Annotated in this window: 23 protein-coding genes and 1 pseudogene; 13 read left to right on the forward strand and 11 right to left on the reverse strand. The window is 59.7% G+C overall.

All coding sequences use genetic code 11. The features are described 5' to 3' along the window. Window positions 1-130: 130 nt before the first annotated feature. Both NA619_RS12125 and NA619_RS12130 read left to right on the forward strand, forming a co-directional pair. On the forward strand, window positions 131-352 hold the full coding sequence (locus NA619_RS12125; protein ID WP_021208044.1) for a ferredoxin: 222 nt from the start codon (window positions 131-133) through the stop codon (window positions 350-352). Window positions 353-523: 171 nt separating this feature from the next. Further along, window positions 524-1,204 (forward strand): TetR/AcrR family transcriptional regulator, encoded by a 681-nt coding sequence (locus NA619_RS12130; protein ID WP_255962106.1) that lies wholly within the window; start codon window positions 524-526, stop codon window positions 1,202-1,204. A 27-nt stretch (window positions 1,205-1,231) separates the two neighbouring features. Here the strand turns inward: NA619_RS12130 and NA619_RS12135 are convergent, their stop codons facing one another. The 7 genes from NA619_RS12135 to NA619_RS12165 form a co-directional block, all read right to left on the reverse strand. Beyond that, a complete protein-coding gene (locus tag NA619_RS12135; protein WP_255962107.1) occupies window positions 1,232-2,284 on the reverse strand; it encodes a phosphotransferase family protein in 1,053 nt (350 codons plus the stop codon). Further along, on the reverse strand, window positions 2,281-3,582 hold the full coding sequence (locus NA619_RS12140) for an acyl-CoA dehydrogenase family protein (protein WP_255962108.1): 1,302 nt from the start codon (window positions 3,580-3,582) through the stop codon (window positions 2,281-2,283). The genes NA619_RS12135 and NA619_RS12140 overlap by 4 nt, the downstream gene beginning before the upstream one ends. Before the next feature lie 28 nt (window positions 3,583-3,610). Beyond that, window positions 3,611-4,348, reverse strand: a complete 738-nt coding sequence (locus tag NA619_RS12145) for an SDR family NAD(P)-dependent oxidoreductase (RefSeq protein WP_255962109.1) — start codon at window positions 4,346-4,348, stop codon at window positions 3,611-3,613. 99 nt (window positions 4,349-4,447) lie between these two features. Beyond that, complete coding sequence (locus NA619_RS12150; protein ID WP_255962110.1) at window positions 4,448-6,688, reverse strand: CoA transferase; 2,241 nt, start codon at window positions 6,686-6,688, stop codon at window positions 4,448-4,450. Window positions 6,689-6,922: 234 nt separating this feature from the next. Then, window positions 6,923-7,360, reverse strand: a complete 438-nt coding sequence (locus NA619_RS12155) for an MFS transporter (protein WP_255962111.1) — start codon at window positions 7,358-7,360, stop codon at window positions 6,923-6,925. Then, window positions 7,284-7,970 (reverse strand): MFS transporter, encoded by a 687-nt coding sequence (locus tag NA619_RS12160; RefSeq protein WP_336605456.1) that lies wholly within the window; start codon window positions 7,968-7,970, stop codon window positions 7,284-7,286. The genes NA619_RS12155 and NA619_RS12160 overlap by 77 nt, the downstream gene beginning before the upstream one ends. A 6-nt stretch (window positions 7,971-7,976) precedes the next feature. Beyond that, complete coding sequence (locus NA619_RS12165) at window positions 7,977-8,117, reverse strand: hypothetical protein (protein ID WP_255962112.1); 141 nt, start codon at window positions 8,115-8,117, stop codon at window positions 7,977-7,979. A gap of 184 nt (window positions 8,118-8,301) precedes the next feature. Here NA619_RS12165 and NA619_RS12170 point away from each other — a divergent pair, with 184 nt between their 5' ends. Continuing rightward, complete coding sequence (locus NA619_RS12170) at window positions 8,302-8,727, forward strand: VOC family protein (RefSeq protein ID WP_255962113.1); 426 nt, start codon at window positions 8,302-8,304, stop codon at window positions 8,725-8,727. Here the strand turns inward: NA619_RS12170 and NA619_RS12175 are convergent. The 3 genes from NA619_RS12175 to NA619_RS12185 all read right to left on the reverse strand — a co-directional run bounded on the left by NA619_RS12175 (window position 8,709) and on the right by NA619_RS12185 (window position 11,531). After that, the gene (locus NA619_RS12175; protein WP_255962114.1) at window positions 8,709-9,488 is read right to left on the reverse strand and encodes an SDR family oxidoreductase; all 780 of its coding nucleotides are present in this window, start codon (window positions 9,486-9,488) and stop codon (window positions 8,709-8,711) included. The genes NA619_RS12170 and NA619_RS12175 overlap by 19 nt on opposite strands. Before the next feature lie 70 nt (window positions 9,489-9,558). Beyond that, window positions 9,559-10,602, reverse strand: coding sequence for an aromatic ring-hydroxylating dioxygenase subunit alpha (locus NA619_RS12180; protein ID WP_241283937.1), 1,044 nt, complete (start codon window positions 10,600-10,602; stop codon window positions 9,559-9,561). Window positions 10,603-10,631: 29 nt separating this feature from the next. Continuing rightward, a complete protein-coding gene (locus tag NA619_RS12185; protein ID WP_423836826.1) occupies window positions 10,632-11,531 on the reverse strand; it encodes a Rieske 2Fe-2S domain-containing protein in 900 nt (299 codons plus the stop codon). Window positions 11,532-11,779: 248 nt separating this feature from the next. On the opposite strand from NA619_RS12185, the pseudogene NA619_RS12190 reads away from it, so the two are divergent. From NA619_RS12190 to NA619_RS12215, 6 genes and pseudogenes are all read left to right on the forward strand, one after another. Continuing rightward, window positions 11,780-12,124: pseudogene (locus NA619_RS12190) on the forward strand (LysR substrate-binding domain-containing protein); the annotation flags it as partial. 1,042 nt (window positions 12,125-13,166) lie between these two features. Continuing rightward, window positions 13,167-15,776, forward strand: a complete 2,610-nt coding sequence (gene acnB, locus NA619_RS12195) for a bifunctional aconitate hydratase 2/2-methylisocitrate dehydratase (protein ID WP_255962116.1) — start codon at window positions 13,167-13,169, stop codon at window positions 15,774-15,776. Between the two features lie 27 nt (window positions 15,777-15,803). Then, window positions 15,804-16,052, forward strand: a complete 249-nt coding sequence (locus NA619_RS12200; protein ID WP_255962117.1) for an OadG family protein — start codon at window positions 15,804-15,806, stop codon at window positions 16,050-16,052. Between the two features lie 22 nt (window positions 16,053-16,074). Then, window positions 16,075-17,853: a sodium-extruding oxaloacetate decarboxylase subunit alpha gene (gene oadA / locus NA619_RS12205; RefSeq protein WP_255962118.1), complete on the forward strand. Its 1,779-nt coding sequence runs from the start codon at window positions 16,075-16,077 to the stop codon at window positions 17,851-17,853. A gap of 10 nt (window positions 17,854-17,863) precedes the next feature. Then, on the forward strand, window positions 17,864-19,000 hold the full coding sequence (locus tag NA619_RS12210) for a sodium ion-translocating decarboxylase subunit beta (protein ID WP_255962119.1): 1,137 nt from the start codon (window positions 17,864-17,866) through the stop codon (window positions 18,998-19,000). Between the two features lie 92 nt (window positions 19,001-19,092). Next, window positions 19,093-19,713 (forward strand): TetR family transcriptional regulator, encoded by a 621-nt coding sequence (locus NA619_RS12215; RefSeq protein WP_255962120.1) that lies wholly within the window; start codon window positions 19,093-19,095, stop codon window positions 19,711-19,713. Window positions 19,714-20,185: 472 nt separating this feature from the next. Here the strand turns inward: NA619_RS12215 and NA619_RS12220 are convergent, their stop codons facing one another. Next, window positions 20,186-21,049 (reverse strand): helix-turn-helix transcriptional regulator, encoded by an 864-nt coding sequence (locus NA619_RS12220; protein ID WP_255962121.1) that lies wholly within the window; start codon window positions 21,047-21,049, stop codon window positions 20,186-20,188. Window positions 21,050-21,189: 140 nt separating this feature from the next. Here NA619_RS12220 and hemA point away from each other — a divergent pair, with 140 nt between their 5' ends. The 4 genes from hemA to asnB are packed head-to-tail and all read left to right on the forward strand — an operon-like array spanning window position 21,190 to window position 25,869. Next, window positions 21,190-22,422: a 5-aminolevulinate synthase gene (gene hemA / locus NA619_RS12225; RefSeq protein ID WP_255962122.1), complete on the forward strand. Its 1,233-nt coding sequence runs from the start codon at window positions 21,190-21,192 to the stop codon at window positions 22,420-22,422. Then, window positions 22,422-22,925 carry a GNAT family N-acetyltransferase gene (locus tag NA619_RS12230; RefSeq protein WP_021209644.1) on the forward strand — a complete coding sequence of 168 codons (504 nt, stop codon included), beginning with the start codon at window positions 22,422-22,424 and terminating at the stop codon, window positions 22,923-22,925. The genes hemA and NA619_RS12230 overlap by 1 nt, the downstream gene beginning before the upstream one ends. Next, window positions 22,922-23,992 (forward strand): Gfo/Idh/MocA family oxidoreductase, encoded by a 1,071-nt coding sequence (locus NA619_RS12235; protein WP_255962123.1) that lies wholly within the window; start codon window positions 22,922-22,924, stop codon window positions 23,990-23,992. The genes NA619_RS12230 and NA619_RS12235 overlap by 4 nt, the downstream gene beginning before the upstream one ends. Window positions 23,993-24,015: 23 nt before the next feature. Continuing rightward, on the forward strand, window positions 24,016-25,869 hold the full coding sequence (gene asnB / locus NA619_RS12240) for an asparagine synthase (glutamine-hydrolyzing) (protein ID WP_255962124.1): 1,854 nt from the start codon (window positions 24,016-24,018) through the stop codon (window positions 25,867-25,869). Window positions 25,870-25,898: the final 29 nt, after the last annotated feature.

Here is a 25,898-nt window from a genome sequence, read left to right on the forward strand (position 1 = left end):
GCTGCACTACGGGAGGACATCATGCCTGAACCGAGCAAATGGGCAGCGTTACGGAAACGAGCAAGCCTCTGGGGCGTCCTCATTTTCGCCAATCTTCCGCTCTGTCATTGAACCTGGCCGGAGAAACACCATGAGCCTGCACACAACCCAATACCAAGTAATCGCCGACCGCAGCCGTTGCTGCGGTTACGGACTCTGCGCTGCGGTCTGTCCGGAAATCTACAAACTAGACGATGACGGTATTGTCTATCTAACCATCGACCGCGTGCCGCCGGAGTTGGAAGAAGGCGCTCGCGAGGGCGCCGCTGCCTGCCCCGCCGAAGCGATTTGGCTGGAGGCGATCACAGACTGAAACGCACGGGATGCGATTCTGCGCAGCCAAAGTAAATTTCGATATCGAGCCTACATTCCACTTTGAGGGCAGGCAGACCTCAATCATAACGGTATGCACCATTCACTGGCCTGGCTGCCTTCGCCGAGATGGCTTAGGCTCAGATGCTTTCCAATAAGATGTCGAGACACCATGCATCCGCCACGCGAGACCGAAGCCTTTTCCCGAAAACGCGCCACTCTGGAGCGTCTACTTGTGGAGGCGCGCAGAATCTTTGCGGAAAAGGGCCTCGCTGGTGCGAGGCTAGAGGAAATTGCCACCGCGGCAGGCGTCACGCGCCAGTTAATCTATCAATACTTCAGCAATAAGGAGACTCTGTTCACCAGCGTGCTGGACGAAAGCACGGCGCAGATCATAAAAGACTTGCTATCGATGGACCTTGATCAGTTGCCGCCACGCCAGGCGCTGACAGCTCTACTGGAATACCTTTTCGATCAATACGGCGCGGATCCTGAGTTGCGATCACTCGCACAGGAGAGCTTTCGCCTCCATGAGCATGGAACGTACAACCAGAATCGCTTCGGTGCCATAGCCGCACCGCTGATAGATCTGATCGGACGAATCCTCAAACGCGGCGTTGAAAGCGAAGATTTTCTGCCTGACGTAGACGCGCGCATGTTCTGCGGGGCCTCCATGTTACTGACCACCCTCTGGTTCACCAGTCGCCACATCACTTCCACCGCAACGGGATTCGATACCAACACACCCGCAGGCTTGAAAGCGTGGCGCAGCTACGCGATCGATTTCGTGCTTAGCGCCGTGTTGGCAACGAATCGACCCTCGCTGAGTCGACCCAAGGTTCACGCTGGCTAGCTCCGCGAAGCCGGCTTGCTCGGACAGCTAGCCAATACGCTCTAACGCCTTCTCGAACAGCCGCAGCGCCGAGGCGTGGTGCTTTCTACCGTGTTCCATAGATGTCTTGCCCGCGCAGGCGCGGGCGTAACTGACTTCGAGAAAAATGCCAAGCTTGAAAGCCGCCAGTACCAGATACCAGGTAAAGGCTTCGAAGCTTCGGGAGCTGCCCACCACGTAGCGCGCCACCAATTCATCCGCTGCGGGAAAGCCGTCCCAGGGATGCACCTCGATCGTGCCGGCGCCATGGCCGCCGGCGTCCGGCCATGTCACCACCAGCCAGGCCAGATCAAGCAGAGGATCGCCAATGGTGGCCAGCTCCCAATCGACGATCGCGCTGAGCGCCGGCCCCTCGCGGCTGAACATCATATTGGACAGGTGATAGTCGCCATGCAGAATGCCGGGGCTGAACCGTTGCGGGCAGTTGTCATTCAGCCAGCGCGCCAGCCGGTCGAGCCCAGGAAGGCTGCCTGCGCCCGGCCAACCGGCACAGCCGGCGACGCTTTCGAGCTGATGCAGCCAGCGCGCGACTTGTCGTTGATGGAAACCGCCGGGGCGCCCGAAGTCGTCGAGGCCGATGGCTCGATAGTCCAGCTCATGAAGGCAGAGCAGCGCATCGACCATGGCCAGCCCCATGCGCCGACGCATGTCGCGGTCGGCGGCATGGGGCAGCGGCAAGCCGGCCGCGGAATTGGGATTGAAGCCATCCACCGGCTCCATCAGGTAGAACTTCGCGCCCAGAACGGCCTCGTCATCGCAGGCGGCGACCAAGCCCGCATGCGGCACCCGGCTGCCCGCCAGCGCTTTTAGCATGCGAGCTTCGCGGGAGATGGTCTTGCCGCCTACTTCCCGTAGCGCCGCCGATGGTCGACGCAGCACGAATTCACGCTCGCCTCGCCGAAAGCGCAGCAACAGGTTTTGAGTGCCACCCGTCAGTCGCACGGCATTTTCCAGCGGCCCGGATGCGAGTTCCCGCTCTTCCATCCAGGCACGCAAACGGTCGAGATCGACCAGCTCATGCCAGTCAGCCCCGCCGCTCAACGCTGCTCTCCGCTTTGTTCCAGCGTCGCCAGCGCGTCAGCATATTTTTCACGCGCCAGCGCCGTCGCAGTCGGGCGATGGTAGCTGGGAAACAGGCTGTCGCTTGGCTGATAGTCGCGGAGCAGCTGTTTGGCCACCGTCACCTTGTGCACCTCGGTCGGCCCGTCCGCCAGCCCCATCTGGAAGGAGCGCAGGATGTACCCGGCGAACGGCATCTCTTCGGATACGCCGATCGAGCCATGCACATGCAGCGCACGGGCGGCAATGTCATGCAGCACCTTGGGCATCGCCGCCTTTACCGCGGCGATGTCTTTGCGCACGCGCAGATAGTCCTGGTACTTGTCGATACGCCAGGCGGTGCGCATCACCAGCAGCCGGAACTGCTCCAGTTCGATCCAGGAGTCGGCAATCTTTTCCTGCACCATTTGTTTTTCGGCCAACAGGCCACCTTGCGTGGTGCGCGACAGGGCGCGCTCGCACAACGCATCGAGCGCTCTCTGCGCCTGGCCGATCACACGCATGGCGTGGTGCACGCGACCACCGCCGAGTCGCACTTGAGCGACGACGAAGGCTTCGCCGGGCTTGCCGAGCAGGTCGGCGGACGATGCCCGCACCTTATCGAAACGCAGGTAGGCGTGCGTCGCCTCCGGATCATCCGCTATGCCGACGTTGCGCACGATGGTCACGCCCTGCGCATTCGCCGGCACGATGAACATGGTGGTGCCCTTGTGCACCGATACGCTCTTGTCGGTCACCGCCATGACGATGAAGAACGCCGCATAGCGTGCATTGGAGCCGAACCACTTCTCGCCGCTGATCAGCCAGTCATCGCCATCGCGCACGGCCTCGGTGGTGAACACGCTGGGGTCAGCGCCGCCCTGGGGTTCGGTCATGGCGAAGCAGGAGACGATCTCGTTATCGAGCAAGGGCTCGAGGTATTTGCGCTTCTGCTCCTCGATGCCGTAGTGGGCGAGGATTTCGCCGTTGCCCGAATCCGGCGCGTGACAGCCGAACACGATAGGCGCGAACAGTGCGCGGCCGAGAATTTCGTTGATCAGGGCCAGGCGTACCTGGCCGTATCCCGGCCCGCCCAGCTCCGGACCAAGATGACAGGCCCAGAGCCTGCGCGCCTTGACCTGCGCCTGTAGTGGACGCACCAATTGCTTGAACAGCGGATCGTGGATGTTCCAGGGGCTGCCCAGTACATGTTCCAGCGGCTCGACCTCTTCGCGGACGAAGCGGTCGATCCAGTCCAGTTCCGTTTGAAAGTCCGGATCGGTTTCGAAATCCCAGGCCATGTCGTGCTCCTAAAAATATGAGTGGCGCTCAAGCGAGCAGCATGCCGCCGTCGACCAACAGGGTCTGACCCAGCATGTAGCCAGCCAGCGGCGAAGCCAGGAACAGCGCAACGTTGGCCATGTCCTGCGGGGTGCCGAGGCGGCCCAGCGGGATACCACGAAGCGCACCTTCGAGACGTTTGGGGTGTTCCGTGGTGACGCGAGTGAGCTTGGTTTCCACCAGGCCCGGCGCGATACCGTTGACACGAATACCCTCACGCGCCCAAGCCTCCCCGAGCGTGCGCGTCAAACCGAAAGCGCCGGTCTTGGAGGCGTTGTAGGCCGGATTGCCGCGGGTCGAATGGAAGGCGGCGGCCGAGCTGACGATGAGCATTGCGCCTCGTGATTCCTTCAACAGTTCGAAGAACTTCTGCGCGCAAATCATCAGGCTGGTGAGGTTGATATCGACTACTTTCTTGAAGCCGTCGGTGAGAAATTCCTGACGGTCGTACAGCACCGTACCTTGCGCCTGAACCAGCACGTCGAGTCGAGTGAACGGCACGATCGCCGCCTCGATCAGGTTGGCGTTGGAGACATCGACCTGCGCGTAGTGCAGCCCTTCAAGATGCGAATCCGCCGAGTCGGCATAATCCTGCGCGCTCGGACGAGTGCCCCAGACGTGCACCTCGGCGCCGCGTTGACGGAAGTTCTGCGCGATACCGTTACCGATGCCGCTGGAGCCACCGACGACCAGCACCGTTTTGCCGCTGAAATCCAACTCGTTCATGCGTTATTCCTGTGTGTTCAACCCAACACGCGCTCGAACGATCAGGTCGGGTTCATCGTTGACTTCAGCCAGAGTGGGCCGCCTTCGTGCATCAATTGCTTACAGCCGAACCACACCGGCCGCGGCCAGACGTTCCAGTTCGCTGTTTTCCAAGCCAAGCCCGCCGAGTACATCGCGGCTGTGCTGGCCGAGGGCGGGCGGCGGACGATCCAGCGACAACGGCAGATCACCGAAATCCCAGAACGCGCCAATCTGTTGCAGCTCGCCGTACACCGCATGTTGATAGTGGGTATGCAAGCCAGCCGCGGCGTGGTCGGGGTTGTCGAGAAAGGGGTCGAGCTGTGCCTCGAGAACGGCTTCGGCGGGCACGCCTTGTGCGCTCAAGGATGACAGCGCATCGGCCAGGGTCCGCCCGACGAAATACGTTTCGGGGTCCGCTCCGGCCAGCGCACGGAAACGCTGCGCTTCTTCGGGCTCCAGCGCCGCCACGGCGATCCAACCGTCATTGCAGCAATACAGCCGGTGCGTGTCGCAAAGGCCGGTCTGGCTGGCGTCCAGATGCGCGATGGGCGTGACGCTGCCGTCCTCACGGCCCACCGCTTCGCTCATGGTGAGCAAGGTCGCGCCAAGCAACGACGCGTTCACCATCTGCCCTTCACCGGTCCGCGCGCGTTGGTAAAGCCCCAACAGCAGAACGTACAACGAAGAAAGTCCTGCAAAGAAATCACCAACGCCAAAACGCAGCCACATCGGCGGTTGGCCGGCACCGCCCTGCTCCACTTCCCAACCGCAAGAGGCTTGCATCAGCTGGTCGAAGCCGGGCCAATCGGCACGTGGTCCGGTGGGTCCGTAAGCGCTGACGTGGCAATAGATGAGTTGCGGATTGATCCGCTTGAGGCTGTCGTAATCGACCTTCAGCTTACGCGCCGCCGGCAGGCGCATGTTGTGATGGACCACATCGGCCCAACGCACCAGCGCCTCTACCGCCGGTTGACTCAGCTCATCGCCGAGTTTTAGCGCTACGCCCAGCTTGCCGCGCTGAGTTCCACTGAAAATGCGCTCCAGTCGGCGCATGGCATCGCCGGTCGGGGCCTCGACCTTGATCACCTCCGCGCCCAGATCGGCCAGCATCATGCAGGCGAACGGCCCAGCCAGATAGGCGCCCAAGTCGAGCACCTTGAGACCATGCAAAGGAGGCAACGGCTCGCCCTGACGCCCAGTGCCCGGAACCAGACGCAGCGTTGGCGAGTCCTTGAAGTCGCTGTCATTGTCCGCGCCGGGCTGAGGTGCGGAACGGCCGATGCGTGCCGGTGGGGTGATCATCCAGGCTGGCCCCGGTTGCAGCGTCTTGCCGAGCGTGGCGTCTTCCACTTCGATCACATACCCGTTCAGTCGCGCCTGCTCATCGAAATAGATGTCGCCGAAGGGCGCGGCAATCTGCGCCGAAACATCGTGCTGCCAGAAATGCTCAACCCACTCATGAGCGGGCCGCGTGGCAATGATGGCTCGGTTGGCTCCGAAATTCGGCGCCACGTGGCTCGGCGGCCATTGCGCATTCAGCCGGGCGACTTCCGCCTCGCCCAGTTCTGCCATGGTATTGGCCATCCACGGGGCTTTATCCGGCGAGTAATGCACGTGAATCCAGCGACCGTCGGCGCACTGGTGCAGCGGGATCGGAATGTGCTTGTCCAGCCCCTTGGCGAATACCGGCGTCGGTGTTTGCGCGCGGCTCCAGTGCATGGTCATCGGGACCAGCGCGGCCTGAGCCAGACTGGTGTGCGCGGCGCCGCCACGGCCATCACGATCACGCGCGATCAACCGCGCCATCACGCCCACCACACACAGCCAGCTTGCCAGCCAATTGGCAAAGGGCATGCGCACGAAGACCGGCCCAGGGCGGTGGCCCGGCTGTTCGTCGAGCAGGCCCAGGCGTGCCAGCACCAGCGTTTCACGTGGCACTGCCCCGGCCAGTGGATGCTTCTTCGGCCAGCCGGTAATGGCCGAAACGATCAACGCAGGAAAGCGCTGCGCCAGCTGTGCATCGTCGAGCCCCAGCGTCGCGGCCTGCTTGGGAGTGAATTCGTGGATAAACACGTCGGCCGCGGCCAGCAGCCGTTCGAGCCGCTGCTGCCCATCCGGCACGCTGATATCCAGCGTGACACTGCGCTTGCCCCGATTGAGCACCGCGAACAGCGCTTCCTCACGCCGAGCCGGGCTGTCGGGCGGTTCGACCAGAAACACCTCGGCACCCGCTTCGTACAGCTGCAAACCCGCCGCAGCACTCGCGATACCCGACCCTAAACTGACCACACGCAGGCCGTGCAGCGTTGACTCGTTCATAAGCACCTCTGGGTGTCTTGTTATTGTTCCACTGTTCTACTGTTCTACTGTTCTGCTGTTCTGCTGTTCTGCTGTTCTACGCCGGAGCGAAACCGTGCCCGACCTCGTTCGGCGAATTAAGAAGCTAGTGCATGAATCAGGATGATTCCAGTGTCAGACTGATAGTTTTTATACATAATCCTGTAAATTGTTTATTCGCACTGACTTCGTACGATTTTTTGCAGCTTACTGTGGCTATCCCCCGGCAGCGCCTAGCCGGCGCGCCTGCCAGCTACCCGCCAGCAGCACGCCACTCATCAACCAGAACAGTGACGCGGCACCAGGCGGCGCGCCCAGCACGCCGAACAGCAGCGGCATGCTGGCTCCGGAACAATTGATAAATACCGAGCGCACCGCCAGCCCTTCGCCGTGACGCGCACTGGGGGTTTCATGGTGCAGTTGTGTCATCAACGCAGGCTGAATGGTGCCCAGCGCAACACCTAGCGTGGCGGTTCCCAGAGCCATCGCCCAGGCAGGGCCGAGCCAGGGGTAGATGGCGTACACCGCTGCGGTGAGAAGCAAGGCGCCCAGGATGATCGAGCGCTGCGACAGACTATTAGCCAGTAGCGGTATCAACAGCAGCCGCACCAGTGTCGAGGTGACGGCATAGGCTGCGAGGATCGCGCCGATCACCGAGGCGCTCATGCCCCGGGGCATTGCCCAGAATCGGCAAGGCGAAGGAATGCACATCCCAGCTAGCCGACACCAGCCAGTTGATGAATAGCAATCGACGAAACGACGGCTCGCGCAGCAGATCCCATGCAGGGCGTCGCTGCTCGCGCGATACCGGCGCGTCCATCTGTTCGCGCGGCACCCACTGCGATAGCAGCAGCGTACCGAGGGGCAGTATCGCTAGGGCCGCAAACGCAATGCGAAAGCCGTGATGATCGATCAGCAGTCCCGTTCCCAGAGGCCCGATCAGGCTGGCCAGGGCCGGCGCAATAGCGATCCAACCGAACACCTTCATGCGCTCGCCTGCGTTACGGGCCAGGCGCGCCGCCGTGCGCTGAAGCGCGATCAACCCGAAACTGGAGCCGCCGCCACAGAGTGCGGCAGCCAGACAAAGCCACAGGTAATGACTCGTCGAACTGGCGATCACTGCGCCGGCAAAGGACAGGCTCGCGGCGATGCGTGTCGGGCGGTGATAGCCGTGTCGGTCCACCATACGACCCGCGGTCAGGGCGAGAAATACCGGCGCGGTCGCACACATCGCCATCACCACGCCGACCGACCAGACATCCACATCGCGTTACAGCAGCTGCAGTGGCGCGGCCATGCGCATCCCGGTCAGGTATGAGTGCATGCCGATCTGGCACAGCACCAGGACCCACAGCTTGAAGTAGGGAAAGGGCTCAGCGAGCGCTCCGTCAGAGGACGCCGGCAGGATCACGAGCAGTGCCGTAAGCGGAAAGGATTGATGCAGGGCGTGAAGCAGAATCGGATGCGTACATTCAAGTCATTCTTATTGTTGGAACCTTGAATATAGACAGATATCAGATATCTGTGCAATTAATCAACGTCGCGATGCGAGCATCTATTCATACGCGCTGCGACCACATCCAAGGGAGAGCTTCGTGATCGAACGTATGGATCACTTCACGATCGTGACGGATCAGCTGCAGGCAACGCGGGAGTTCTATATTGACCTGCTCGGATTGACCGAAGGCCCGCGCCCGCCTTTCCCGGTGGCTGGCTTGTGGCTCTATGCCAACGGCCACCCAGTGCTGCACGTGGTGCAGGTGCAGCGAATGCCAGAGCCCCGCCGCGGCGTGCTCGACCACATGGCGTTTTGGGCCGAAGGGCTGCAGCAGACATGGCAACTGCTCGAAGATCGCGGCATCGAATTTCGTGTCATCAGAGCGCCGGGGGCGGTTCGTACCTGGCAGCTGTTTTTCCTGGACCCCAATGGCGTGGAAGTGGAGCTGGACTTCGCGGCAGAGGAAACGCCTCCCGAAGACTGGAAAGCCCGCTTGCCGCCGCGTCAGATCAAGCCGTCGTAGCTGCCGCCATCCACTTGAAGATTTTGCCCCGAGATGTAGCTCGCCTGAACAGAGCAAAGGAAGGCACAAGCCGCGGCGAATTCTTCCGGCTTGCCGAACCGCCGCGCCGCTACGGGCCTGAGCATCTCGGTGCGGGCATCTTCCAGGCTCAGCTTTCTGTGCTTGGCCAGCTGCTCGGTCATGTAGCGCAAGCGGTCGGTTTCGATGCGTTCAGGTAGCAGGTTGTTGATGGTCACGTTGTCGCGCACCACTTCGCTGGACAACGCCTTGGAAAACGCCGTCAGCCCTGCCCGAGAGGCGGTGGAAAGTCCCAAGGGCAGGCGCGGCGACTTCACCATGGCCGAGGTGATGTTGATGATCCGTCCGAAGCGCCGCTCGCGCATGCCACCGACCACGCCTTGGATCAGCATGATCGCCGACAACATGTTTGCCTCGATGGCCTGCAGCCAGACCGCATGGGCCCAATCTTCGATCTTCCCCGGCGCGGGGCCGCCGTTGTTGGTGATCAGGATGTCGGGCGCGGGACATGCGGCGATCAGGGCTGCTCGGCCTTCGTCGGTATTCAGGTCGCCGCGCACGACAAGCGGCCTGTGACCTGTAGTGGTCTCGACTTCCGCAGCCGTCCGCTTCAACTGCTCGGCATCGCGACCGTTGATCAATACGCGGCAACCTTCCTGCGCTAACGCCAGCGCGCAGGCCTTACCGAGGCCACGAGACGAAGCGCAGATAATTGCGCTGCGCCCTGCGATTCCCAAATCCATAACGCTGCTTCCTGTGATTGCCAACGGTGTCGGCGTATTGAGTGTTCGATGTCCTTGCGCAGGTGAGGTATCAGCCGTCCATACCCAGCAATTGGGTGATGTCCCGACCCGGTTCGGCATCGGATCCATAGGAAAAATCGCCCTTGCGCTGACGTTCGGCCAGTTGTTCCATCTGAAAGCGATAACGCGTGCCGGGCGCATCGAAGCGCGAATGCAGGTCGATGCGTTCACCCGGTTCGAAATAGCGCTGGTTCTGCGGACGCACCACGGAGTTGTCCTGCGGCTGGATGATGTAATTGATGCGCGGCATCAGATAGCGGAACGGTGCCGGTGCCGCCGTGGTGTTGAAGGTCACGTCGCAGCGCGAGCGGTGTTTGCCCACCGGCAGGAATGGCTGCAGGTTGGGCACGTCGTAACCCGGACGAAAGCGCGGATAGGAGATACAGACGTTGCTGCGCAGATGAATATGCAGCACGGCGCGGAAATCCTGGTACTTCGCTCGCACACCGCCGACCCAACGCATCACTGGCGCGACGGACTTCTGCGCGACCGTGCGGGTACGGGTCACGGTTTCCGAGGTCCACTCCACTTCCACCACGTCCGATTCCGATATTCCGTCGCCGATGGTATTGGCATGTAGAAAGTCGGCGTGGGTCAGGTCGATGAGGTTTTCCACCGACAAGGCAGAACTGGCATCGAAACGAACCGTGCGCTGGGTGTAACCAGGAAGACTGCCATCAACCGGCAGAAACGGGATGTGCGGCAGCAGCAAAGAATCAGCCGCATCAGGATTGCCATACCAGGCCCAGATGTAACCGTAACGCTCGACAACCGGGTAGTAGCCCATACCGCCGGTAAACTCGGTGAACGATGCACGCTCGCCATGCAGCCGCTCGGGATGAAACTCGGCTGCGAATGGCCTACCGTCCTTTCGCCAGAGGTAATAGCTCTGGGAATGAATGATCCGGCGAATGGGCCGCTCGGTGACATCGCGGCTGTGGGATACCGGGAACCAGGTATCGCGCAGGTCATAGTTGATCGGTGTCCAGTCTTTGCGAATCCGGCGCGCAGCGGCTTGCGGCTGGGCATCGGAAAGAGGCGTGGCGGCGTGCATGGAATTCTCCGGGTTCAGCTGAATGAAGGTCAGACGGCGAGGCGTTGTTCAACGACTATCTGCTGACGCAACTCATGTAAGTCACGCGAGGGTGCGACCAATAACGCGGCGATGGCCGAGCCATCGATCGTGGCATTCACGCTGAATGGCGCTCTGCCTGCAGTCCGCGAGGCACGCCAGCGCAACGGCGCGCCCGCGATGCTGGACGTGTGCTGGAAGCCGCGCCAGCAGAGGCTGGTGGTGCCTCGTCGGTTGGCGCTCGCACCGATGAAAAGCGTGCTGAGCGGCGTTTCATCCTGGCTCAGCAGGTCCACCCGGATGGTGCCGCCACGCAGCGGAACCGCCGTTCGAACGATCAGCGGGTAGTCGGCAACGAACTGCGACGGCAAAATCTGACTCGACCAGACCGCGCCCCTGTCGAGCACGAGACGGTCGTTCATCAGTTGCGGATCGCCCAGGAAGAAATCCGTTATTTGCACTGCGTCGAAGCTCAACAGGCAGTTGGGCCCATCCAGCATCACGGCGAGGTACTCATCGTGCGTCATACTGACGACGGCGCTTCCCGTGTACTCACGCCCCGTAGGACAATAATGAGCACTTGGCAGGGTGGCGTCCGGCTCGCCGTCGCCCACCCATACATGCACGAAACCGTTACTTTCTTTTGCCATAAAGGCGCGCGCCGCATGGCGTTGCGGGACGCGTTCGCTGGCGCTCAGGTTCGGGATGGCAGTACAGGCGCCGCTGGCTCCATCGAACGTCCAGCCGTGATAGCCACACTGCAGCCCGGAACCCACCACGCAGCCTAGCGATAACGGCACCCGCCGGTGCGGACAGCGATCTTCCAGGGCGAAGACCTGCCCTTCAGCGTTGCGGAACAGAACCAGTTCTTCCCCGCCGCAGATCACTGCGAGAGGCTTTACATTATTCACGGATTCGCAAAGGGCCGAAGCCCACCATGAGCTGGTCGCCATCGAATGTTTGCCTCGTATTGTTATTGTTTGTGCGATCAGTTGGTCCCCGGACGCCTAAACCATCGCTTCAGAGCAAAGTAGACCGTGGCGCCGGACGAAACAACAATAAATAGGCAATTTTTTATTTTGTGTTCATTTTAAGGGCGTTGCTGAATACAGGCTGCTCACAGCTACCTGTCGCCGCACTCCCAATGCCATTACTTAGGCAATTGGCAACCTTGTTCACCGAGCGGCATCCAAGTCTGCGCTTCCAGCTGTTCGCCTTGAGCAGCGATCAGATTTTGGGAAGGCTGAACCAAAACCAGTTCGACGTGAGCATTCCTATCTTGAGCGTCTCGACCAGGCGTATTTCGCGAGCCTGCCGCTGGGTGCAACACGGTTGCTGCACGACCGGCGTCACTTTCGCTTTCCAGGTGCCTGTGACGTGGGAAGGCGCTGGCGAAGCTTCCGCTCGGCACGTTGTGGAGCGGCATGCATTTTCGGCAATCACTCGATCACGCGTTGCGCAGTCGCGGCTTGAATCCCGCCCTGGACTGGAAACCGATGCGGTATGCCGAATCTGGAACACCGCAAGCGTTCGTGCTCAGTCCAAGCATCATCCACTGCCATTGGACCTGTTGACGGAAACGACCAGCCGCGACGGCCAGACGCCGGACCTCATCTTGCAGACCCTGCGTTGCGCGAGGTTGTGCTTGTCAGTCCGCGCGACATTCCACGGCTCGGGTTCGAGAATGGAGAAGTTGTGGAAGGTCGCGCTCTCGGACGACGGCGTCGATCGGAAGGTACATGGTTTCAGTCTTCTCGCCTACGGCACCCCGTGGGCCAGGCGGACGCGAGACCAACCCACCGGTACCGCTTGGCAGCTTCGGTGAAGCAAGCCATACACCGACGTCCAAACTCGTAGCCATCAAGGCGATGAAAATCGAAAAACAGACAGAGCGGAATTTATGAGCGCACGCATGACGAAGCGATGCTCGCGCCCGTTTAGCTAGCCCAACCTGGCATCGGCGAACCAGCAACCTTCAGAGTTGGCGGGATCGTCTGGGCGCGTCACAAACGCCTGGGATAGCTGCAACCTGTCATTGGCAAAACCCGGCGTTCATTGACCTCACCAAATGAGGTAATCGATTATCGCAGGCTGACAGCAGCGGGCTTTTTTGACGGTCACCCAACTCGCTGCGGCAAGCAACCCGGCCGCTAAGAAAGTCCCCGAGCCAAGAATAGGCACCCCGCTTTCACCGCGCCTTTTCCGAAACACAGGACTGCCTATCAAAGTCATTGTGCATCGTCCATCGGCACAGATATAAACAACCACCTCGGCATTCACCTTGCTGCGGCGCGCGTCAATTCTCGGTTCACAGCGGGTTCGTTTTAGCAAATTTGTGTTTGACAACGAATCGCGTGCAACTTACTTTCTGCACGCTTTTTGATATTTTGTACATTTTTTAGAAATCTGCTTGAACAGTTCTAAGCGCAGCAGGCTGCAAGATCAGCCTTGTTCGTTTTATAACGCCCGGCTTGCTCTGCCCTTTCGGCTTTCACAACTTAACCCGACTATCCAGCCTGCTTTCAGGGCCCGCATGAGAGAACATTGTGCTCGAAGCTTATCGAATCCTACTCGAACAACGCGCCAGCCAAGGACTTCCCGGCTTGCCCCTGAACGCCGAGCAGACCGCAGGCCTGGTCGAGCTTCTGAAGAACCCGCCAGCTGGCGAAGAGCAATTTCTCCTCGACCTGATCACCAACCGCGTTCCGGCGGGCGTGGATGAAGCCGCCTACGTCAAGGCCGGCTTCCTCGCCGCCATCGCCAAGGGTGAAGCCGCTTCTCCGCTGATCAGCAAGCAGCACGCTGTCGAACTGCTGGGTACCATGCAGGGCGGTTACAACATCGTCACGCTGGTCGACCTGCTGGACGACCCGGAACTGTCCGATACCACCGCAGCGCAACTGAAGCACACCCTGCTGATGTTCGACGCCTTCCACGACGTCGCCGAGAAAGCCAAGGCTGGCAATGCCAACGCCAAAGCCGTTCTGCAGTCCTGGGCCGAGGGCGAATGGTTCAAGAACCGCGCCCCGGTCGCCGAAAAGATTAGCCTGACCGTATTCAAGGTCACCGGCGAAACCAACACCGACGACCTCTCCCCGGCGCCTGACGCCTGGTCGCGCCCGGACATCCCGCTGCACGCCCTGGCCATGCTGAAAATGGCGCGCGACGGCATCACTCCCGACGTTCCTGGCTCGGTTGGCCCGCTCAAGCAGATGGAAGAGCTGAAGACCAAAGGCTTCCCGGTTGCTTATGTCGGTGACGTGGTTGGTACAGGTTCTTCGCGTAAGTCCGCTACCAACTCGGTGCTGTGGTTCTTCGGCGACGACATCCCGAACGTACCGAACAAGCGTGCAGGCGGCTTCTGCTTCGGCACCAAGATCGCGCCGATCTTCTACAACACCATGGAAGACGCAGGCGCCCTGCCGATCGAGTTCGACTGCTCCGACCTGGCCATGGGCGATGTGATCGACGTTTACCCCTACAAGGGTGAAGTCCGCCGCCACGGCAGTGACGAGCTGGTCACTACCTTCCAGCTGAAAACAGACGTCCTGCTCGACGAAGTTCGCGCTGGCGGCCGTATTCCGCTGATCATTGGTCGCGGCCTGACCGAAAAGGCCCGCGCCGAACTGAGCATGGGCCCATCCGACCTGTTCAAGAAGCCGAAAGCCCCCGCCGAGAGCAACAAAGGCTTCACCCTGGCGCAGAAGATGGTTGGCCGTGCCTGCGGCCTGCCGGAAGGCAAAGGCGTCCGTCCGGGCACCTACTGCGAGCCGAAGATGACCACCGTCGGTTCCCAGGACACCACCGGCCCGATGACCCGCGACGAGCTGAAAGACCTGGCTTGCCTGGGCTTCTCGGCTGACCTGGTAATGCAGTCGTTCTGCCACACCGCGGCCTACCCGAAGCCGATCGACGTCACCACGCACCACACCCTGCCGGACTTCATCATGACCCGCGGCGGTGTTTCCCTGCGTCCGGGCGACGGCATCATCCACAGCTGGCTGAACCGCATGCTGCTGCCGGACACTGTCGGTACCGGCGGTGACTCGCACACCCGCTTCCCGATGGGCATCTCTTTCCCGGCAGGTTCCGGTCTGGTCGCGTTCGCCGCTGCCACCGGTGTCATGCCGCTGGACATGCCGGAGTCGGTACTGGTTCGCTTCAAAGGCAAGATGCAGCCTGGCATCACCCTGCGCGATCTGGTCCATGCAATCCCCTACTACGCCATCCAGAAAGGCCTGCTGACCGTCGAGAAGAAGGGCAAGAAGAACATCTTCTCTGGCCGCATTCTCGAAATCGAAGGTCTGAACGAGCTGACCGTAGAGCAAGCCTTCGAGCTCTCCGACGCCTCGGCCGAACGCTCTGCCGCGGGCTGCACCATCAAGCTGCCGGAAGCGGCGATTGCCGAATACCTGCAGTCCAACATCACCCTGCTGCGCTGGATGATCAGCGAAGGCTACGGCGATGCCCGTACCCTCGAGCGCCGCGCTCAGGCCATGGAAGCCTGGCTGGCCAACCCTCAGCTGCTGACTGCCGATGCTGACGCCGAGTACGCCGAAGTTATCGAGATCGACCTGTCCGAAGTCACCGAGCCGGTTCTCTGCGCACCGAACGACCCGGACGATGCCCGTCTGCTCTCCAGCGTACAGGGCGAGAAGATCGACGAAGTCTTCATCGGTTCGTGCATGACCAACATCGGTCACTTCCGTGCGGCCGGCAAGCTGCTGGACAAGGTCGAAGGCTCCCTGCCGACCCGTCTGTGGCTGTCGCCGCCGACCAAGATGGACCAGCATCAGCTGACCGAGGAAGGCTACTACGGCATCTACGGTCGCGCCGGTGCGCGCCTGGAAATGCCGGGCTGCTCGCTGTGCATGGGTAACCAGGCACGCGTGGAAACCGGTTCGACGGTAGTCTCCACTTCGACCCGTAACTTCCCCAACCGCCTGGGCGACGCGACCAACGTGTACCTGGCATCTGCCGAGCTGGCAGCGGTCGCTTCGATTCTAGGCCGCCTGCCGACTGTCGAAGAGTACATGGTGTACGCCGCGCAGATCGACACCATGGCAGCAGACGTCTACCGCTACCTGAGCTTCGATCAGATCGCCGAGTTCCGCGAGTCAGCGGCCAAGGCCAAGATCGACATGGTTGCTCTTTAATTTGAACCTAACCAGGCGGTTTCCGTTATGACCTCTAACCAGCTTCTCTGGGAAGGCGTTGAACTTATGCTGTTCGGCTTAGGTTCCGTTTTTGTTTTCCTCGTTCTGTTGATTGCCTGCATTCGCCTGATGTCTTTCATGATCGGCCGCTTTGATAGCGCGCCGACGACTCAGCCTGCCTCCATTAAGTCTGCCGCTGTCACGGCTGAATTGGACGCCGACGTTCTTGCAGCCATCCAGGCCGCCATTCATCAGCACCGCGCTCGTCGCGGTTGATTCAGAACAGGGAGTTCCCCTCATGACATCTGTCAAACAACCGCTCGGCATTACCGATGTGGTGCTGCGTGATGCGCACCAATCCATTCTGGCCACCCGTGTACGCCTGGAAGACATGCTGCCGATTGCCGGCAAGCTGGATCAGGTTGGCTTCTGGTCCGTCGAATCGTGGGGTGGGGCGACTTTCGATGCCTGTATTCGCTATCTCGGTGAAGACCCTTGGGAGCGCATTCGAGAACTGAAGAAGGCGATGCCTAACACCCGGCAGCAAATGCTGCTGCGTGGCCAGAACCTGCTGGGCTATCGGCATTACGCCGATGACGTGGTGGAAAAGTTCGTTGAGCGCGCGGCGATCAACGGCGTTGACGTGTTTCGTGTGTTCGATGCTATGAACGATCCGCGCAACCTGGAGACCGCTCTGCGAGCGGTCAAGCAGCAGGGCAAGCACGCCCAGGGCACGATTTCCTACACCACTAGCCCTGTACATACTCTGGAGATTTGGGTCGACCTGGCCAAGCAGATCGAGGAGATGGGCGCCGACTCGGTGGCGATCAAGGACATGGCCGGCATTCTCACGCCTTACATGGCTTTTGAGCTGGTTTCGCGTTTGAAGGCAAGCCTATCCATTCCGATCCATATGCAGTGTCACGCCACGGCGGGCCTGTCCACTGCGGCCATTCTCAAGGCTGTCGAGGCGGGCATCGACAACGTTGATACCGCCATTTCCTCGCTCTCGATGACTTATGGACATTCGCCAACCGAGTCGGTGGTGGCTATTTTCCAGGGCACCGAGCGGGACACCGGGCTCGATCTGTTGCTGCTTGAAGAGATCGCTGCGTACTTCCGTGAAGTGCGCAAGAAATATGCGAAATTCGAAGGCACGCTCAAGGGCGTCGACTCGCGGATCCTCGTGGCACAGGTGCCGGGTGGCATGCTGACCAATATGGAAGGCCAACTGAAGGAGCAGGGTGCACTCGACAAGTTCGATGAAGTGCTCGCCGAGATTCCTCGCGTGCGTGAAGACCTCGGTTTCATTCCGTTGGTGACGCCGACTTCGCAGATCGTCGGAACTCAAGCCGTGATTAACGTGCTTACCGGCGAGCGCTTCAAATCCATCACCAAGGAAACCGCCGGCATCCTCAAAGGCGAGTACGGCGCCGCGCCTGCTCCCTTCAATGCCGAACTGCAGCAACGCGTGCTCGACGGTGCAGAGGTCATCACCTGCCGCCCTGCTGATCTGCTGCAGCCAGAAATGGACAAGCTGACGGCCGAGCTAAAAGGGCTGGCGCAAGAAAAAGGCATCAAGCTGGCCGAGGACGAGATCGATGACGTCCTCACGTATGCGCTGTTTCCTCAGATCGGCCTGAAATTTTTGGAGAACCGCGGTAATGCCGCTGCTTTCGAGCCGGTGCCGACCGGCAAGCAGCAGGCGCCACGCGAAGCGGGCGCACCCGAGGTCTATACCGTCGAGGTCAACGGCAAGTCGTTCGTCGTACAGGTCAACGACGGCGGCGACATCGAGGGAATCAAGCCTGTTGGCGGCGAATCAGGCATAGCACCAGCGGCTGCTGCGCCGGCCGCAGGTACGGGCGAACCTCAGCCGGCGCCGTTAGCCGGCAACATCTTCAAAGTCCTCGTACAGCCCGGTCAGATGGTTCAGGAAGGAGATCTGGTGATCATCCTCGAAGCCATGAAGATGGAAACTGAAATCCGTGCATTCAAGGCCGGCACCGTCTCAGCTGTGAACGTCAAGGTCGGCGACGCGGTGTCGGTGGGCGACAGCCTGCTGATGATCGCTTAAGGAGTGCGGCATGGATAAGTTGCTCAAGCTGTGGCACAGCACCGGTCTCTATCACATAGAGCCTGGTCAGCTGCTGATGATCGTGGTGTGCCTGGCATTGATCTATCTGGCGATTCGCAAGGGGTTTGAGCCCTTGTTGCTGATCCCGATTGGATTCGGCGGTGTGCTCGCCAATATTCCCGTCGCCAACATGGCCGAGGGTGCTGGCATCCTCCACCTGTTCTATGAAGTCGGTCTACCGACCAGTGTGTTCCCGCTGTTGATCTTCATGGGCGTCGGTGCCATGACCGACTTCGGGCCAATGCTGGCTAACCCCAAAACATTGTTGCTCGGTGCGGCAGCGCAGTTCGGTATCTTCGCGACGTTGCTCGGTGCATTGGGGATAGCAGCGATGGGTATTCCAGGCATGGAGTTCACCCTGCGTGAAGCGGCGTCGATTGCGATCATTGGCGGTGCGGATGGGCCGACCTCAATCTTCGTTACGGCCAAACTCGCGCCGCATCTGCTGGGGCCGATTGCTGTCGCAGCCTACTCTTACATGGCGCTGGTTCCGTTGATTCAGCCGCCCATCATGCGCGCCCTGACGACAAAGGAGGAGCGCGCCATTGTCATGACGCAGCTGCGCCATGTCGGTCAGACAGAAAAGATCGTCTTTCCGCTCATGCTTGCTCTTCTGGTTGGTTTGCTATTGCCTGATGCCGCGCCGCTTGTGGGCATGTTCGCCTTTGGTAACTTGTTACGCGAATGCGGGGTCGTGGATCGTCTGGCCGACACTTCACGAAATGCGCTGATCAACATCGTGACCATCGCGTTGGGGCTAACTGTCGGCTCCAAACTGTCCGCTGAAGCCTTCCTGCAGATGAAAACGCTTGGGATCTTGCTGCTTGGAATGGTTGCGTTCTGTGGTGGTACCGCGGCGGGCGTGCTGATGGCCAAGGTCATGAACATGTTCAGCACAAACAAGATCAATCCGCTGATTGGGTCGGCCGGTGTATCGGCAGTGCCAATGGCGGCGCGAGTGTCCAATAAATTGGGGCTAGAGGCGAACCCGCAGAACTTCTTGCTCATGCATGCCATGGGGCCTAACGTAGCGGGCGTCATTGGCTCGGCGGTCGCCGCGGGCATTTTGCTGAGTTTCGTAGGGTGACTAACCGCTAGGCTGAGGCAATCACGTGTCGTCAGGAACACAATTACAACTGCCTAGTGGGACGACCAGCAGACAAAGTTTTGAGAGAAAGAATGCGACGAACAAAAGAAGACGCTAAAAAAACTCGGACGGCACTTCTCGCATCTGCGGAGCGACTCTTTCTCGCTAACGGAGTGACACGAACGAGTCTCAGCCAGATTGCCCATGATGCCGACGTAACGCGTGGCGCAGTTTATTGGCACTTCGAGAACAAATCCGACCTATTAAACCAATTGCTCGACCAGGTTCGGATATCGCCTGAAAAAATAATGGAAGTAACCAATGATAATTCTTCACAACATCCGTTGCGCTTATTACGGGACTTATGTGTAGAAGGCGTAAATGCTCTGGCGATAGACCAGCAAAAAGGCCGCGTCATGAAAATTCTTCTGCATCGCTGCGAGTTCACCGACGAGCTTATTGCAGCGGAAGCTCGCCACAATTTCTTGATAATTCAGCTTATTGATCAATGTGAGCAGATATTTGCCAGCAACATTGAGATACTGCAGCCAGGTGTCACACCTCGAATGGCTGCAATCTCGATCCATGCTCTTATGATTGGCTTGTTCACTGACTGGACAAGAAACACGCAATTGTTCGACCCAATAGGGGACAGCGGTCCGTTGATCGACCCGCTTTTCCGAGGCCTCGTCAGAAACTGGGAAAATATCTGACGACTTAGCAGCCTTGCCCTCCAGATCCTATGTATTTGTGACAACGACGCTGCAACATAGTGACCGAATCGCAGTGTTATGCGCTGGCAAGTCAGAAAGACTAGCCCTAAGAAAAATGCTGTTTTCCGGCAGCATTGTTGAACTTGATCATTTACCTTTACAAAGGCTTTATAGGAGCCATGCCGCTTGAATAAATCAGGTCGATGGTCGCAACAACCATCAGCAGCTGGCCCACCGACCCATGTAGCTCCATCCATTTAATAGCCTCTCAGGCCAGTTGGGATCATCGGCTTCGTGCGCCCATACAACCCCCGCGGTTAAGTAGGTAATGCTGCAAAGCGGTCCAACAGACTGATGAGAGAAACACCGTATCGTTGAAACTTTTTAAAATCGGCGTACACCGAAGTCTTAGTAACCATGTGCTATGTGCGACCTGCCTACCTCACTTACCCAAGTATTGGTTAAAGGCCTGCTACACGCCGATCGCGTTTCCGCTCGGGGTCGTCAGCCATCGCTCAAAATGCCGGCTTTGCACCTGCCCCTCTTTCGCCGCATAGTAGACAAGCCGCAAGTCCCGGTCGACATCGATCGTGAGTGAGGTGTGATCGAACACCACCTGGCCGATCCCGTCGATCTGAAAATTCCGGATGCCCTGGCAGGGTCCATGAATATCCTGTTGCCGCCACCAGGCCCTGAAATCGGTATCGATCTTCTCCAAATCTTTAACCAATGCTCCAATGTCGGGGTCCTCGGCTGCCCTGACGAAATCACGGCGAAAACTCGACAGGATTTGCAAGGCCTGATCCTTCCATGGGTCGAGCAATGCGCGCATCGAAGATGCGGTGAACAACAGCCAAAGGAAGTTGCGCCGCTCTGTCGGAACACTTGAGAAAGCGAAGACCTTATCTGCAGCCGCGTTCCAAGCCAGCACATCCCAGCGAAGATTGAGGACGTACGCCGGACGCATTGGGAGGTCGGCCATCAACCGATGAACGAGCGGTGGCACGACACACCAGGTTTTGCCCGGCTCTGGCGGAAGCCTCTGATGCGCCAGCAGAAAAAGATGCCGTCTTTCGGTGGCGTCCAGCTTCAACGTGCGCGACAGATTTTCGAGGAAAGTTGCAGATACGCTGATCTCTCGCCCCTGCTCCAGCCAGGTGTACCAGGACAGTCCTACCCCGGCGAGGGCTGCGACTTCCTCCCGTCGAAGCCCCGGAGTCCGCCGTCTTGCACCAGTAGGCAAGCCCACGTCCTGTGGAGAAATACGTTCACGGCGGCTTCGCAGAAAGTTGGCCAGCTCCGCCCGGTTTCGCTCAAGGCTGCGAGGCGCGCTCATCCAGTTACTCTCCAGTAATAGTATAAGAGGTCAAATTGTAACCCCATCGAAGCGGGATTAAGAATAACTCCTCGTCGCCAATGCCCCGTTCCAGACAGCTGGCCGGCATCGAGCGGCTTGATCGTTCAGGAGATATTCGGATGTACCAATCATTGCTTCGTGAGCAACTGGAGTTACTGAAGTCCTCCAACCAGTACCGCACCTTCACCACTCTCAGTCGCATCTGCGGCCAGTATCCGTTCGCCAAGCTGAACGGCGAGCAGCCGGATCCGGTCGTTGTATGGTGCAGCAACGACTACCTAGGAATGTCGCAGCACCCGACCGTACGCGAGCAGATGCACCTGGCATTGGAAACGTACGGCGCTGGCTCAGGCGGTTCGCGCAACATCGGTGGCTCCTACGAGCTTTATGAGCGACTCGAGGCGAGCCTTGCCGACTGGCACGATAAAGAAGCGGCACTGGTTTTCCCGACCGGCTTTGGCTCGAACGACGCCACCCTCCAATGCCTGCTGAGGCAAATCCCCGATTGTGTCGTGATCAGCGATGCGCTGAATCACGCATCGATCGTCAACGGCATCCGAGCAACACCGAATGAACGGCAGGTGTTTCGCCATAATGACGTGGAACACCTGGCCCAGATACTGTCCCGCTATCCAATTGGTCAACCGAAGCTGGTTGTGTTCGAGTCGATCTACTCGATGGACGGCGACATCGCACCGATTGCCGACATCGTGGAAGTTGCCAAGCGCTTCAACGCGCTGACCTATCTCGACGAAGTTCATGCGGTCGGCATGTACGGCGCTCGAGGGGCTGGCATCGCTGCCGAGCTCGACCTGGTCGACAAGATCGACGTCATCCAAGGCACCATGGCCAAGGCCATCGGCGTGATCGGTGGTTACATCGCCTCGACCCGTGTCATCGTGGACGCAGTACGTTCCTTTGCGACAGGCTTCATCTTTACCACGTCCCTTCCTCCTGCCGTCACGGCTGGCTGCCTGGCAAGCGTCGAGCATCTCAAGTCCAGCGATGACGAGCGCCAGAAGCTACAGATCAACACCGCTTTATTGCGCGAGCGTTTGAAACAACACGACATCCCCGTCATGCCCTGCTCGCAGACGCACGTATTGCCGGTATTGGTCGGTGACGCCGAGCGCTGCAAAGTTGCCGCCCTGCGGCTTCTACATACACACGGGGTCTATCTCCAACCAATTAACTACCCATCTGTGCCGGTCGGTACGGAGCGCTTTCGGGTTAACGCAACGCCCAACCACAGCCAAGCCCAGATCGAGAATCTAGCCGTTTCCCTGCGCGAAACCTTCGACCATTTTGCGATCCCTTGGGCATCCAAAACCTTCACTTCGGAGGTGGCCTGATGAACAACTTATCGTTCACCGTGCGAAACGCGACGCAGGAGGACATCGAGTGGCTGATAGAACTGAGGTCCTTCTTGCTAGACGGTACGTCGGCCATTTACGCCAGCCGCAGCCAGACGGACTCTGAAAGATGGCGTACGGCGTATAAGCACTGGCTAGCCGCGCACCTAGGGGTACATGACAGTGTGCAGGTGCTCGTAGCTGAACACTGTGAAACTCGGCAAGTCGCCGGCTGTGCTACTGGAATCATCGATCTCAGGGCGCCCACCGCTGCGAATGCTAACGGTCTGTCCGGATGGATCCAGTCGGTTGTGGTTGATCCGCAATGGAGGGCGCACGGCATCGCAACTCAGCTCATGAATCATCTGCTTCGCTGGTTTGGCAACCGGGACGTTGCAACGGTAGCGCTCCAGACTACAGCAGGCGCATCCGGGCTGTACGAACGTCTTGGCTTCTGCCCAACAGGCGAGGGCCTCCTGCTTCGCCAGGGGGCGTCAGCATGAACGTATTGATTATTGGCCTGGGCTACGCCGGACAGCGATTTCGCCAAGCATTCGAACATGTCACAAACCGAGCCGGTGTTTCGACCTCTATCGCATATGTCGGACGACGTCAGAAAGCTACGCCACTGCGTTACTTCGCCTGCATTGACAGTGCGCTCCAGCATTTCACACCCGATATCGTAGTGGTCAGTGCCAACGATATAAGTCACGCCGATGTATTGCGCCAGCTTGCGGGCTACCAAGGCTTTGTCGTCTGCGAAAAGCCGCTCGCCACACCCACTGACGCGCTGAACGGCGTCCAAGACGCGCTCAGCGGTGTCGGCGGATTCGCGCTGAATCTGATTGAGCGCTATTCGCAGGCGACGCAGATCTTGCGTGAATGGGTCGCCCGCCATGGGTGGGAATTGGCACGTGCCAGCTTCTATTGGGGCAAGGATCGCATCAATGACTACCGGCCCACTTGCGGAGTTACCAGTGAAGCGATTCATGCGTTGGATCTGCTGCGCTGGGTATGCCCGACCGCGGGTCCGCTGCGGCTGGATGGCGTTCTGGGTATCCGGTCAGACTTTTCGGTATCTGGACTTGCGGTTCTCGACACCGTGCAGCTGACCGCTGTCCTTGGTTCCGCGCCAGTCACCGGCTACAGCAGCTTTGTCAACGTCGTTCGCCAACGCACCGTCGACTTCAGCTTTATCGATCGGGAAGACCAGCTTATCCATGCGCGACTGACCTTCGATACGCCGCGCTGGGATCATGACCATCTGCGGATCTGGATGCGCGATATCGACGGCACGGAACTCGTGCTGCACGAGCTCCGACTCTCTCCCAGCCAGTCGGGACTCGAGACCCTGCACAAGCTTTCTGAGTTCTGCCAACAGGTCCTTGACTGGGTCGTGCGGCGCCAGCCGCCTCCCCTCCCATTCGCCAGCCGGGACGACGCCGTCGAGCTACAGGAATTGCTCAATCAACTGGAGCATCGCGCGCTCACCCCTGCCGCGGCCCGTTACAACCGTGGCGCTCAGCGCGCCTTGCTCGTCGAGGGCAGCGACCTGGAAGCCCTCGGCTAAATGGATATCAGCGGGAGAACCACATGTGTGGAATCGTTGGATGGCTGTCCTACAGCCAGGACATGCAGGCGCAACGCAATACGCTGAAGCGCATGACCGAAACGATGGCAAATCGGGGGCCCGACGCCGAGGGGATCTGGATAACGGGTCCAATCGGCTTTGGCCATCGAAGGTTGTCAATAATCGACCTGGAAGGTGGTCGGCAGCCCATGCTGGCTCGACGCGACGACGGGTTAGAAGCGGCGGCGATCACCTACAGCGGTGAGGCCTACAACTTTCGTGAACTGCGCGCCGAGCTGAAAGGACGCGGCCATCGTTTCGAAAGCCTCAGCGACACTGAAGTGGTCCTGCGCGCCTACCTAGAATGGGGAGAGGGATTCGTCGAGCGGCTCAACGGGATGTATGCCTTCGCGGTTTGGGACCTCACAACGCAGGAACTACTGCTGGTTCGTGACCGGATGGGCGTGAAGCCGCTTTATTACTACGAGACGGTCGACGGGGTGGTGTTTGGGTCCGAACCCAAGGCCCTGTTAGCCAACCCGCTCGTGCCCCGTACCGTAAGGGCCGACGGGCTGCGTGAGATCCTGGAGATGGTCAAAACTCCGGGCCATGCAGTGTATGACGGCATGCGTGAAGTCTTGCCTGGCGAGGTCGTCCGCATCAATCGTCAGGGCCTCACACGACACCGTTATTGGCGACTCGAGGCTCGTGAGCATGGTCATACGCTTGACCAGACCGTCCGGCATACGCGAGATCTCCTGGAAGATATCGTGCAGCGGCAAGTCGTTTCGGATGTACCCCTGTGCAGCCTGCTTTCCGGGGGTCTCGATTCGTCGATCATCACCGCCTTGGCGTCCAGAAAACTGCTTGCTGAAGGCAAGGAAAACATTCATTCGTTCTCGGTCGATTTTCTCGATCACGGCAGCAGTTTTGCCAGCGATGCAGTAAGGGGCACGCCTGATGCGCCCTACGTTCGCGACTTGGTTGAGTGTATCCATTGCAGTCATCACGAGATCGTCCTGGACAGCCGAGAACTGGCCGATCCGGCGCTTCGTCATCGAGTCATCGAGGCGCTCGATCTACCGCCTGCCTTCTGGGGCGACATGTGGCCATCGCTCTATCGGCTGTTCCAGGAAGTGGGCCAGCACTCCACCGTTGCACTGTCCGGAGAAAGCGCGGACGAGGTCTTTGGGGGCTACCGCTGGTTCCACGACCCCGCGGCAATCCAGGCCCAGACCTTTCCCTGGCTGGTGTCTGTGACGGGCAAATACTTCGACGGCAAGACCCTCTTCGAGCCGGCGCTGCTACATCAGCTAGACCTGCCCGGGTTCGTACAGGACAGCTACAGTCAGGCGCTCAGCGAAGCCCCAGTACTGCCGTCGGAGGAGCAGACGGATCGGCGCATGCGCCAGATGAGCTACGTCAACCTGACCCGCTTCGTCCAGACATTGCTTGATCGCAAGGACCGGATGAGCATGGCCGTCGGTCTTGAGGTCAGGGTGCCCTTCTGTGACCACAGGCTTGTCGAGTACACATTCAACATTCCTTGGGAAATGAAGACCTTCGACGGGCGCGAAAAGAGCATTTTGCGTGCGGCGACTCGTGACCTGTTACCCAAATCGATCAGCGATCGGGTCAAGAGCCCCTACCCCTCGACGCAGGATCCTGCTTACGAGCAGGCGCTTCGCACCTCACTCACCCAGATCATGGCCGACAAGGACGCACCTGTGCGAGCCCTTCTCGATGCATCGCAGGTCAAGCGCACCCTGGAGAGACCCGTTGGCGACACCTCGCCCATGTACGACCGAATGGGCATGGAGCTGGCGGTTGGCCTGAACACCTGGCTGACCGAACAGGATGTCAGCCTCGATCTTTAACTCAGCGCGACGCGGTCCAGCGACCGCGT

Origin of the sequence: Stutzerimonas stutzeri, from assembly GCF_024448895.1 — a bacterium.
Classification (GTDB): Bacteria; Pseudomonadota; Gammaproteobacteria; order Pseudomonadales; family Pseudomonadaceae; genus Stutzerimonas; species Stutzerimonas stutzeri_Q.